3 protein-coding genes are annotated in these 13,610 nt (G+C 64.0%); all 3 read left to right on the forward strand.

The features are described 5' to 3' along the window. Positions 1-43 precede the first annotated feature (43 nt). Entirely contained in the window at positions 44-6,178 is a 6,135-nt protein-coding gene (locus tag PYR64_RS05070) for an Ig-like domain-containing protein (RefSeq protein ID WP_275778721.1), read from the forward strand. A gap of 250 nt (positions 6,179-6,428) precedes the next feature. After that, a complete protein-coding gene (locus PYR64_RS05075) occupies positions 6,429-12,524 on the forward strand; it encodes an Ig-like domain-containing protein (protein WP_275778722.1) in 6,096 nt (2,031 codons plus the stop codon). Between the two features lie 70 nt (positions 12,525-12,594). Further along, entirely contained in the window at positions 12,595-13,566 is a 972-nt protein-coding gene (locus tag PYR64_RS05080) for a MoxR family ATPase (protein WP_018777405.1), read from the forward strand. The last annotated feature ends 44 nt before the right edge of the window (positions 13,567-13,610 follow it).

Genomic DNA, 13,610 nt, shown 5'->3' on the forward strand with positions numbered 1-13,610 from the left:
GGCCCGGGGTTCGGTGCTGGCTGCCTAAAAGTGGGGAATTTGGATGACTCTGACCAATGGGTCCGGGAATCGTCGTGGCAAGATCCGGCGGCGGAGGGTTATCACGGCTACCGCCTTCACAGCCGCCGCAGCAGTGCTCGTGACGGGTGCCATTCTCTACCCCGGGTTCAAGACCACTGAAGTGGACCTGAACGACGGCGGTGTCTGGGTAGTCAGCAAGTCCAAGAATGCCGCCGGCCGGCTCAACTATCCGTCCAAGTCCCTGGATGGTGCCGTCACTCCGGCCAGCAAGGACTTCGACATCCTTCAGCAGGCCAGTGACGTGTTCATTGATGATGCCGACGGCGCCACCATCAATCCCGTCAGCGCCGCCAACATGCGCCTGGGCGGAGACCAAAAGCTCCCGGGGTCGGCAGCTGTAAGCTTCGGCAACAAGGTCCTGGCCGTCACCGATCCCTCCAAGGGCAAAGTCTGGGCGCTCACAGCCGGTTCGGTCGGCGGATTCAGTGACGAGGCCGAGCCCGTCCTGGAACAGTCCACCGGCATCGTGTCCGTCGTTGGCACCGATGACACCATCCACACCGTGGATCCGGAGACCGGCAGCCTGACGGCCACCAAAGTCGACGCCAACGGCCAGTCGGTGGATTCCCAGGTTCGCAAGGATGATGCGCTGAAGGGCGCCGGCGACCTCCAGCTGACCGCGGTGGGGGACAAGGCTGTGGTCCTCAACGAGGCCACAGGAAACATCGTCCTGCCGGGCGGAGCCACCGTCCACTTGGACGACGCCCGCGACGCCAAGCTCCAACAGAGCGGGACTGCCGCGGACTTCGTGGCCATCGCCACCAAGAAGGCAGTGTTGCTGCAGCCCCTGGACGGCAGCACAGCCAAAACCATCCGAGCTGACGGCGAAGGCGTGCCCGCAGCGCCTGTCCATCTGGGCTCCTGCACCTACGCGGCCTGGTCCGGGGCCAACAAGTACCTGCGCGAGTGCACGAACGAGGCTGACAACCGCCGCGCCGACGTCCCCAAGGCGAGTGCATCGCCGTCGTACGTCTTCCGGGTCAACCGGGACCTCGTGGTACTGAACGACGTCAACTCCGGCAACGTCTGGATGGTCAACCAGAACATGCAGCTGGTCAACAACTGGGACGACGTCATCCCACCCCAGCAAACATCTGACGACGCCGACAAGGACTCCGCGGACGAAGTCCAGCAGACAGTCCTTCCGGACCGCAGCAAACCGAACACTCCACCTGTCGCGAAGCCGGACGCTTTTGGCGTGCGGGCGGGTAAGACAACGCTCCTGCCCGTGCTTGACAACGACGCCGACTCCGACGGCGATGTCCTGACCGTCTCGGCCGACCAGGTGCTCAAATCAGGGGCGTTGGCCCCCGTCTACGGCGGCACGGGATTCCAGATCACGGTTCCTGCCGATCAGTCCGGGAGCGAATCGTTCAAGTACTCCGTGGATGACGGCCGAGGAGGGACTGCCTCGACCACCGTGGATCTGAGGATCGTTCCCCCCGGTGAGAACGCCGCACCGCAGCAGAAGCCCAACCGGAACAACGCCTTGGTGGTGCAGGCGGGAAAGATCGCCAACCAATACATCCTCAGTGACTGGATCGACCCCGACGGCGATGACCTGTTCGCCGTGGCGGCCAGCAGCAGCGATCCCGCGGACCAGGTGCGGATCAGGCCCGACGGGCTTTTGACGTTCCAGGACTCGGGGGCCGGTCCGGGGAAGAAGACGATTTCCGTGACGGTCTCCGATGGCACGTTGAGCTCCGAGGGGCGGATCAGCGTGGATGTCCGTGCGCCGGGAGCCCTGCCACCCATTGCCAACGCAGACCACGTGGTGGCCGTCGCCGGCCAGGACACGGTTATTGCACCCCTCAAGAACGACTCCGATCCACAGGGAGGCACGCTCCGCCTGGCTCAGGCGCAGGCGGATGACCAGGCGACGGCCGTGATAGGTCCGGACCAGCAGACCTTCTCGTTCAACTCCACGAGTGTCGGTCCGCACTACGTCACCTACATGGTCACCAACGGACCTGCCAGCGCGCAGCAGCTGGTGCGCGTCGACGTCGTGTCCGGCAGCAACGACGGCGCGCCCGTGGCGGTGCGCGATATCGCCCTTCTTCCCAGCGGCGGCAGCACAGTGGTGGACGTGCTTGGCAACGACTCGGACCCGGCCGGCGGCGTGCTGGTTGTCCAGTCCGTGACGGCCGCGGACGGCCTGCCTGTCACGGTGGCGGTACTGGACCACTCGGTGGTCAAGATCACCGATATCCATGCCACGGGGCAACTTTCCCTCAAGTACACGATTTCGAATGGCAAGGCCTCCGCCACCGGAGACATCTCGGTCCAGGTGGTCCCCGCCCCCAGCAAGCTGCAGGCACCGCAGGCGAAGCCCGACGAAGTTTCAGTACGGGTTGGCGATGTGGTCACGATCCCCGTCCTGGAGAACGATTCCGACCCCAACGGCGGTGAGCTGACCCTCGATCCAGTCCTGGCGCAGCAGCCGGACGCGGCCGACGGACGGATGTTCATCGCGGGCAATTACCTGCGCTTCATTGCGGGCGACGTCCCCAAGACGGTGTATGCGATCTACAAGGTCAGCAACTCCTCGGGGCAGACCGACTCGCAGCAGGTGACCATACGCATCCGCGCCAGGGATGACGCCACCAACACCCGCCCTGAGCCCCGGAACCTGACCGCCCGGGTAGTTGCCGGGATGACCGTCAAGATCCCGGTTCCGCTGGACGGCATTGACGCCGACGGCGACTCCGTCCAGCTCATCGGCGTGGACAAAGCACCCGCGATGGGCACCGCTGTGGTGCGGGACGGCTACATGGAGTTCACCGCCGGCGGCAAGTCTGCCGGGACGGATACCTTCAGCTACCGCGTGCGGGACCGCATCGGCGCCGAAAACACAGGCACCGTCATTGTGGGGATCGCTCCGGCAGAGGCCAACAACCAAAAGCCGATCGCCGTCGATGACGCCATTGATGTCCGGCCGGGGCGCCGCATTGCGGTGGACGCCCTCAAGAACGACTCCGATCCGGACGGCGACCCCATCGGCCTGGTCAATTCATTCGAGGCCAATCCTGATCTCCAGGTGGAAGCTGCCTCCGGCAAGATCCTGCTGACAGCACCCGGCGTTGCCGGAACCGAGAGCATCAGTTACCGGATCCAGGACGACAAAAAGGCCGAAGCCAGCGCGGTGGTCAGGGTCCAGACAAGTCCAACGGCAGCCCTCCACGTTCCTGTGGCTGTGGACGACCGCGTCACACTGGCTGAGACGTTGGGCAAGACCGCCGTCGACGTTCCGGTATTGAAGAACGACTCCGACCCCGACGGCGTCGCCGAGGACCTCACCATTTCACTGCCGGATGGAAATCCAAACGCACGGGTAGGTACCGCCGGCAACGTGGTAGTGACCCTCGTCCCGCAAGAGCAACTGATCCCGTACACCGTCACGGACATGGACGGTCAGTCAGCCACCGCCGTGATGTGGATTCCAGGCCAGGGCCTCCAGTACCCGACCCTGGCAAAGACAGAACCTGTGGAAGTGATGTCCGGCAAGGACGTCACGCTGGCGCTGCAGGAATACGTCCGCGTCCGGGAAGGCCGCCAGGCCCGCATCACCGTGGCGGACAAGATCCGCGTTCAAGGCGGGGACCCCTCAAACGTCATCTCCGGTGATGGAAACGCGCTGCGGTACGCAGCCCAAGCCGACTACGTTGGCCCCGGATCCATCACCTTCGAGGTCACTGACGGCTCCGGCCCGGACGACTCCCAAGGGTTGAAGTCCACGTTGACCATCCTTACGAAGGTCATTCCGGACCCCAACGCCAACCACCCGCCGACCTTCAGTGGAGCATCCGTGGAAGCTCCCAAGGGTGAGACTACGGACGTTGAACTGGCCAACCTGGCCAAGGACGTCGACGAAAGGGACCAAGGCAACCTGAAGTTCGAGCTCGACGGCCAGCAGGCGGCAGGTTTCCAGGCCAAAGTGGAAGGTACCGTCCTTAAGATCACCCCGGACCTCTCGCTCAATCCAGGGGCCGTAGGCTCGTTCCCGCTCAAGGTCACCGATGGCCGCTCCGACGCGGTGCGCGCAACTGTCACCGCCACCGTCGTCTCGTCGAACCGGCCGCGGCCGGTTGCCAACGACGACGCCGTTGAGAAGGCCAACGCGGGCCGTTCGGAAACAGTGAACGTCCTCGCCAACGACTTCAATCCTTTCAACGACGCACCATTGACCATCGAAAACGCGGCAGTGGAGACCGGGTCCGCCGCCGGCCAGCCGACGGTGTCAGGAGAGTCGATCACCGTCACCCCGGCCGATGGTTTCAAGGGTGTCATGGTGGTCCGGTACACGGTGCTGGACAAGACCAAGGACCCTTCCAGGCAAGCAACCGGCCGTGTCCGCATCACAGTGCGGGACAAGCCCGATGCTCCGTCCGCCCCCGTAGCGACCGACGTCAGGAGCCGGACTGCCGTCCTCAAGTGGACGCCGCCGTCGGACAATGGCGCAGCCATCACCAAATACACCGTGAAGGCGGCAGGTTTCGAGCAGGTATGCCCGACCACCACCTGCACGCTGTCCGGACTGACCAATAACGTGAAGTACGTGTTCACCGTTTACGCCACGAACGAGGTAGGCGACTCGCCGGCATCCACGGCGTCCAACGAAATCCGGCCCGATGAGAAGCCCTCGCCGCCGGATGCCCCTACGGTCAAGGCCGGGGACAAGAACATGGCAATCACCTGGACCCCTGCCAAGACGGAGGGGTCGCCGGTGAAGCACTACAACCTGGAAATCTCACCGCCTCCGGCCAACGGCATTGCCGTGAAGAACGAGGTCACAGGACTCACATACACCTGGCCGGGACTGACCAATGGTGTGAAGTACAAGGTGCGTGCCCAAGCGGTCAATGAGCTCGGGCCCTCCGATTGGGGCATGTATTCCGTTGAGGACAACCCCGCAGGCCTCCCGGGGGCACCGGCGGCTCCCACTACCGCTGTGGTGCAGTCCGTGGGAGCCCAAAACCAGATCCGCGCCGATTGGACTGAACCGGATGTCAATGGTGATCCCATCAAGGCGTACTACGTCACCATGAGTGGTGGCAATGGGGTGCCCCAGACGCAAACGATCCCAGGCAACGTCCGCTCCGCAGTCTTCACCGCACAGAACGACGAAAAGGGCTACACATTCACTGTTCAAGCGGAGAACAAGGCCGGAAAGGGAAGCGTTAGTGCGCCTTCCGCTCCCCGTCGTGCAACGGGCATGCTCGGCACCGTCAACAACGTGTCGGCAACCCCGGCAAACACCGGGGGAGCAGGTCGTGCGGTGACCATCAACTTCACCGTTCTCGACCAAAGTCAACGCAATGGGTCCAGCCAAAGCGAAGTGAGCTACCGCTACGTCGCCAGTACCGGACAGTCGGGTCCCATCAGCCCAGGGCAGACGGTGAGCGGCTTCACCAATGGGCAGGCCACCACCATCACGGTCAATGCCGTTTCCACGGTGGCCCCAAGCTCCAATCCCAGTGCACCCGCCACCACCACACCGTATGGTTCGCCTGGCACCCCCTCGGCGTCCGGTGCCAACGGTGGCCAGAACCAAACCACGCTGACCCTTAACTGGTCATCGCCTTCCACGGGCAGCAACGACGTCGCCGCGACCAAGATCAGGATCACCGGCGGCGGAACGGACACCGGGTGGATCAACGAATCCGCCTCCGGCAGCCGGGTTGTGAACACGGGCGGCTACAACCAGACCCGGACCATTGAGGTCCAGACCTTCAACTCGGTGGGCCAAGGTGGAGCCGTGGCTTCGGCCAGTGCCCAGAGCGGTCCGCAGAAGACGTCGTGGGATGCCACCTTGCCGGCCGGCAGTTTCCGTACCTGTACGGACACGGCGGCATCGGGACAGACGTCCTGGGACCCGAACACGCCGGGCCACCGCTGTGACGGCGTGGTCTACGGCACCCCGTGGCAGTACGAGTCAAACGGTTCCTTTACGGTCAATTGCTACATCAACCGCAGTACCCCGTACCTGAACTACGCGGCGTGGTACCGGCTGACCAGCGGTCCCAATGCCGGACGCTTCATTGCGCAGGGCAACACCACCCTGGGCGATCCCGGACCCCACCAGATACCGCAATGTTGAGGCCATCAGCACCGCGGCGCGGGGCAGTTGTCCCCATCGCGCTTCACGGCTCCAAGACAGTACTCTGTCAAAGCCATTGGATAGCCCGGTCTCGGGTTTCCTTGGCTGGCCGTGGGGCGCGTGGGATAGTCTTAGGGACTGAAAATTCCGCCGCCGTTCGGGGGTACTGCGGATTGTACGGCTGCCGGCACCTGCCGGATGGCTTGGAAGCCACTGGGGGGCGGCTGCAAACAAAGGGAATTCTGGGGCTGTGACAACTTTCTTCGGCAAGCTGGGGCTGAAAAAGCGTCAAAACAAGAAATTCATAGCGGGCACCGGTGCCACTGCAGCAGGGGCTTTGCTGGTCGCGGGTGCTGTTCTGTACCCGGGCTTCAAGACCACCGAGGTGGACTTGAACGACGGCGGCGTGTGGGTTGTGAGCAAAACCAAGAACGCTGTGGGGCGGCTGAACTACCCGTCCCGCGTCCTCGATGGTGCCGTAACGCCTGCCACCACCACGTTCGACGTCCTGCAGCACGACGGCAACGTCTTCGTCGATGACGAATCCGGTTCCACCATCAACCAGGTGTCCGCCGCCAACCTGAAGCTTGGCGGCGATAAGCAGCTGCCGTCGTCGTCGCAAGTCAGCTATGGTTCCACGGTCCTGTCCGTGACCGATCCTGCCCGTGGCAAGGTGTGGGCACTTTCTCCGTCCACGGTCAACGGCTTCGACGAGGAAGGCACCGAACCCGTCCTGACCGGCGATCAAGGCATCGTCTCCGCAGTCGGCGCGGATAACCGCATCTACACCGCAGACCCCGGCAAGGGCGAGATCACGGCCATCACCGTGGACGCGGACGGCCAGCGGACCAACTCCGAAGTCACCAAGGTGGACGAGCTCAAGGGCGCAGGCGATCTTCAAATCTCGGTGGTGGGAGACAAACCCGTTGTCCTCGATGCCGCCTCCGGAAACCTTTTCCTCCCCGGTGGCCGCAAGCTCCAACTCCAGGATGCCCGCGAAGCCAAACTCCAGCAGACCAGCGGGGAGAGCAGCTACGTCGCCATCGCGACCCGCAAAGCCCTCCTGAAGCAACCCCTGGACGGCTCTACAGCCGCCACTGTCAACGCCGACGGCGAGGGCGTACCGGCCGCTCCTGTCCAGGTCAGCAAGTGTGTCCACGCGGCCTGGTCCGGCGCCAACAAGTACGTCCGCGACTGCGAGAACGACGCCGACGACAAGAAGAACGACGTCCCCAAAGCCAGCGCTTCCCCGAGCTATGTGTTCCGCGTTAACCGCGACCTCGTGGTGCTTAACGACGTGAACTCCGGCAGCGTATGGCTGGTCAACCAGAACATGCAGCTGGTCAACAACTGGGACGACGTTGTCCCGCCCAAGAACCAGTCCGATGACCAGGACCAGGAGTCCGCGGACAACAACACCATCAACGTCCTCCCGGACCGCACCAAGCCAAACCGACCGCCGGAGACCAAGCCGGACGAATTCGGCGTCAGGCCGGGCCGGACCTCCATTTTGAGCGTGCTGGACAACGATTCAGACCCCGACGGCGACGTCCTCACCGCTTCGGTGGGTCCGAACGGCCCCAAGATGGGGACGCTGGAAAACATCTACGGGGGCTCCGCTTTCCAGATCAAAGTTCCCACGGATGCCAAACCGGGAACGGAAGTCTTCGACTACAACGCCGCAGACGGACGGAGTTTGTCGGCCGGTGGCAAGGTCACCCTCCATGTGGTGGCTCCCGAAGAGAACAAGCCTCCCTTCTTCAAGCGGGGCGAGCCCACCACCATGCTCGTGGAGCAGGGAAAGTCCGTCAGCCAGAACATCCTCACCGATTGGATGGATCCCGACGGTGACGACCTCGTCCTGCTCGATGCCAAGACGGACAACGACCAGGACCAGGTGAAGGTTCGCCGCGATGGCCTGCTCACCTACCAGGATTCCGGCGCAGCACCGGGCAAGAAGAACGTCACCATCACCGTGTGGGATGGCAGGGCCACCACCACGGGCCGAATCGTCGTCAACGTACAGCCCCCGGGCGCGCTGGCACCCGTGGTCAACGCCGACCACGTGACAGCCGTTGTGGGGCAAGACCTTGTCATTGCGCCGTTGAAGAACGACGTCGATCCCAACGGCGGCGCATTGCGCGTTGCCCACGTTGAGGCGGCCGGGCCCGCTGAGCTGGGACCGGTGACCGACGGCGGCACTTTCACCTTCCGGAGCGCCACGCCGGGTCCGATCTACCTGACGTACATCGCCAGCAACGGGCCGCAGAGCAGCCAGGGCCTCATCCGCGTCGATGTCGAGTCCGGCAAGGACGCAGGAGCTCCCGTTGCCGTCCATGACGTTGCCTTGCTTCCCGTTGGAGGCAGCGTCCTGGTGGACCCCTTGGCCAACGACTCCGATCCTTCCGGGGGAGTACTGGTCCTGCAGTCAGTGACGGTTCCGGACGGCTCGTCCGCCTCGGTCAGCGTCATTGACCACAGTGTCCTGCGTGTCACCGATGTCCTCGGTGCCAAGGACCCCTTCGTCTTCACCTACACCATGTCCAACGGACGCACCTCAGCGACCGGAACGGTGGGCGTCGTCCCGGTGCCGGCTCCCGCCGTCGTCGAAGCTCCCCAGCCGAAACCGGACGAAGTGAACGTGCGGGTGAACGACGTCGTCACCATTCCGGTCCTGGACAACGACACGCACCCGCAGGGCGAAGAGCTCTCCGTGGACCCCGTCCTGGCCCAGGGCATTCCCGAAGAAGACGGCAAGGCCTTCATTTCCGAGAAGACCCTGCGCTTCATCGCCGGACCCACGCCGAAAACGGTGCGCGCCATCTATAACGCAGTGGACCCGCAGGGCCAGAAGAGTGCTGCCGCGGTAACCATCCACATCCTTCCCCTGGAAGGCACCCAGAACTCGCGCCCGCAGCCGCAGAACCTGACCGCTCGCGTCGTGGCCGGAGGCAGCGTCCGGATCCCGGTCCCGCTGGACGGCATCGATCCCGACGGCGACTCGGTGCAGCTCACCGGCATCGACAGCACACCCACCATGGGAACCGCGACGGCGGGAAGCAGCTTCATCGATTTCGTCGCCGCCGGTGACGGTGCAGGAACGGACACGTTCCGGTACAAAGTGATTGACCGGCAGGGTGCGGTCAACACCGGAACCGTCACGGTCGGCGTCGCGCCCCGGGGGGAGAACAACCAGAAACCGGCTCCCGTCGATGACGAGGTCAAGGTTCGCCCCGGTCGGCAGATCGCCGTTGATGCCACTGCCAACGACACCGATCCCGACGGTGACATCATCCGTATCCTCACGGACAGCATTGAAGCCGATGCGGGCCTCGACGCCCATGTCAGCAAGACCAGCGGCCGCATACTGGTTACCGCGCCCGCCGCTGAAGGCACCGTCAACGTCCGCTACTCCGTGGCCGATGACCGTGACGCAGTGGGACAAGCCAGCATCCGCGTGGTGGTGAAGAACGACATCCCGCTCCAGGCACCGATCGCCCGCGATGACCGGGTGACATCAGCCCAGACACTGGGCAAGACCGCCGTGGATGTTCCGGTCCTGAAGAACGACGAAGACCCCGACGGCGTGGGGGAGAACCTGAAGATCAGCACCGACGTGACAACCGCGCGCCCGGGTCCCGAGGGCAATGTGATCGTCGAACTCACCGAGCAGCCGCAGTTGGTGCCCTACACCGTGGAGGACGTGGACGGACAGAAATCCACGGCCATCATCTGGGTTCCCGGCATCGGCCAGCAGGTTCCGACGCTCGCCAAGGACGAGGTCATTGAACTCGTTTCGGGCCAGTCGGTGACCGTTGACCTGGCCGAATGGGTGAAGGTCCGTGAGGGCCGCTCGCCACGGCTGACGCAGACTGACCGCATCAAGCTCATCGGCGCCGACGGCGCTGATCCCGTGGCCAACGGTGGTACCGGCCTGAAATACACTGCTGGAGCCGAATACGTGGGTCCTGGCTCCATCAGCTTCGAAGTTACAGACGGAACCGGGCCGGACGACCCCAATGGCTTGAAGTCCACCCTGAGCATCCGCACCAAGGTCCTGCCTGATCCCAACAAGAACAACCCGCCTGTCCTCCTGGGCAGCGATGTGGAAGTTCCCAAGGGTGATTCCGCAAGCCTGGATCTTGGGAAGCTGACATCGGATCCTGACTCCGACGATGTCCAGAACATGAAGTACGAGCTCACTGGTTCTGCCACGAGTGGCTTCAAGGTGTCGGTGGACGGCAAAACCCTGAAGGTCTCCGCGGATGACTCCGTGCAGATCGGGCAGTCCGGCACTGTCCAGGTGAAGGCCAAGGACCCCCGTGGCCTGGAAGCTGTTGCTACCTACAAGCTCGCGCTCTCGGCGTCCAACCGTCCCAAGCCTGTTGCCAACGATGACGCTGAACCGGATGCACAGTCCGGGAAGCCTGTCACCGTGAACGTGCTGGCCAATGATTCGAATCCGTTCCCGGACACCCCGCTGAAGATAGTCTCGGCGGTCACGGAGACGGGGCAGGGAACTGCCGAGGCCAGCGGCGACAGTGTGACCGTGACGCCTGCCGGCGGCTTCACAGGGACCATGGTGGTTGCCTACACGGTGCAGGACAAGACGGGCGAAATTTCCCGCTACGCCACAGCGCGTATCCGCTTGACCGTCAAGGACAAACCAGCGGCGCCCACCACACCCTTGGCTCAAAGCGTCGGTGACCAGACAGCGTTGCTCACGTGGAACGCCCCTGCAGACCGCGGCTCACCCATCACCAAATACACGGTCTATGGCGAGAACGGCTTCAAACAGGATTGCCCGGCCAACACGTGCACCTTGACCGGCCTGACCAACAACGTGAAATACCACTTTGCGGTCACTGCCACGAACGCCATCAACGAATCCGAACGCTCCCCGGTCTCGGCCGAGGTCCGGCCGGACGTGAAACCGGACACGCCGGTTGCTCCAACGCTGAAGTTCGGCGACAAGCAATTGTCGGTTGCCTGGGTTCCCCCCGGCAGCAAGGGTTCGCCCATCAAGTCGTACGACCTTGAGATTTCCCCGGCCCCGGCAGGACAGAATCCCCAGATCCAGAACCTGACGGGCAACAGCCACGTCTGGACGGGCCTGACCAACGGTGTGGCCTACAAGGTCCGGGTCGTGGCCCGCAACGACGCCAAGGAGCCTTCCGAGTGGAGTACCTACTCTGCTGCGGAGACCCCGGCCGGTGTCCCCGCGACACCTGCCGCTCCGTCGGTGGCCGGCGCAGGATCGGTCGGCAGCCAGAGCCAGTTGCAGGTCAGCTGGGTGGCGCCGAACAACAACGGCGACGCCGTGTCCAGCTACACCTTGACCACGTACCGTGGTGGCGCCGTCGTGGGTTCGCAGGCTGTAGCAGCGACTTCCCAGAACGTGACCGTTGACAACTCCGAAGCCGACTATTCGTTCACTGTCTCGGCCACGAACAAGGCAGGCGTCAGTGGCGTGAGCCAGCAGTCCAATGCCATCCGTGCTGCAGGCAAGCCCGGAATGGTGGGCGCGCCGTCGGCGGCCCTGGTGGAAACCAACGCCGACGGCGGCAAGATCCGCGTCGCGTTCAACCCGCTCTCCGCGTCAGAACGCAACGGTGCCAACGCCAACGAGATCAGTTACCGATATGCGCTGACCTCAGGCGGCGGCAGCGGTGCCATTCCCGCCGGCGGCGGCGTGGTGGCAGCACCCAACGGTACAGACACCGCCGTGGTGGTTTGGGCGATCTCGACCCGTAACCCGACGCCCGGTGATCGCAGCCCGGCGTCGAACACTGTGAATCCTTACGGCCTTGCCTACGCTCCGACCGTTACCGGCAGCAAGAGCAGCGGCGTGGGGGACAAGACAGTGTCCTGGACCTGGAACGCCCCCAATGGCAACGGCCGGCCGGTTACCGGCTACCAGTACAGCCTCGACGGCGGAGCCTGGCAGGACACGGGCCAGCGGAGCTTCTCCACGACTGTTGGATTCAGTGAAACGCACACTCTGCGGGTCCGTGCCGTCAGCGGCGGGCAGGCAGGACGGGTTGGCAGCGACACCTCGCGCAGTGGCGATGCGCCGCCGCCCCCGCAGCCTCCGGCAGGCGAGATCAGGGCCCACAACAACACGTGCCCCGGTAAGCCCGGACAGGCCGATACCTACAACCCGAGCGGCCCGAGCTGCGGCGTTGGCTGGGTCTCCAACTCCGAAGGGTGGTTGAACGTCAACTGCACCAAGGACATCTACAACAACGGCACTCCCTGGTACCGCGTCACCCAGGGCAGCCACCCCGGCTGGTTCGTGAAGTCCACCACCGTGGATCTGCGCGGAACCAAGCCCGGCGGTTGCTAGCCACGTCCGGCCGGCCGGCATCAACAACAACTTCATCCCAACACCCCAACACAAGGAACAGGATCAACCGATGACCATGACAAACGAGCAGGCCGCGTGGTTTGCAGAAACGTTCGAGAAGCTCGTTGCCAACGTGGGCCAAGCCGTCCTGGGCAAGGAACACGTCATCCGGCTGACGTTCACTGCGATGCTGGCCGAGGGGCATGTCCTTTTTGAAGATGCACCCGGCACGGGCAAGACCTCCCTGGCCCGTGCTTTGGCTGCCACGGTGCAGGGTTCACACAACCGCATCCAGTTCACCCCCGACCTCCTGCCCTCGGATGTCACGGGTGTGACCATCTACGACCAGAAGACGCAGAAGTTCGAGTTCCACAAGGGACCGGTCTTCAACAACATCGTTCTCGCCGACGAAATCAACCGTGCTTCCCCGAAGACGCAGTCTGCGCTGCTGGAAGTCATGGAGGAGTCCCGGGTGACCGTGGATGGCACCACCTACGAGGCAGGCCGCCCGTTCATGGTCCTGGCCACCCAGAACCCCATCGAGCAAGCTGGTACCTACCGGCTTCCGGAAGCCCAGCTGGACCGCTTCCTTATCAAGACCTCCATTGGCTACCCGGACCACGCCTCCACCGTCCGGCTGCTGGGCGGGGCCAACCTGAAGGACCGGTCGAAGGATCTGACGCCGTTGATCACGACGCAGGCCGTGGCCGACATGGCGGATCTCGCCGCCACCACGCACGTGGATACCGCAGTGCTTGAGTACATTTCCCGGCTGTGCGAGGAGACCCGTAACGCCTCCGAAACCCGCCTCGGCGTTTCGGTGCGTGGAGCCCTGGCCATGGTCCGTGCGGCCAAGGTATGGGCAGCGGGACAGGGCCGGAACTTTGTGCTTCCGGACGACATCAAGGAGCTCGCTCCAGTGGTGTGGACGCACCGTTTGGTGATGGATCCTGAGGCAGAGTTCTCTGGCGCCACGCCGGACGTCGTGCTCACGCGCGTCCTGGCCGAAGTGGCCGCCCCGCAGCAACGCGCCACCGCCTAAGCCAGCGCAGTTCCCTTCTCGCACCGTTCGAACAAAGGCCCCTA

The organism is Paenarthrobacter sp. Y-19 (genome assembly GCF_029223985.1).
In the GTDB taxonomy this organism is placed as follows: domain Bacteria; phylum Actinomycetota; class Actinomycetes; order Actinomycetales; family Micrococcaceae; genus Arthrobacter; species Arthrobacter nicotinovorans.

Coding starts and splice junctions, on each gene's coding strand:
- PYR64_RS05070 (WP_275778721.1), top strand. CDS start 44: ATGACTCTGACCAATGGGTCCGGGAATCGTCGTGGCAAGATCCGGCGG.
- PYR64_RS05080 (WP_018777405.1), top strand. CDS start 12,595: ATGACCATGACAAACGAGCAGGCCGCGTGGTTTGCAGAAACGTTCGAG.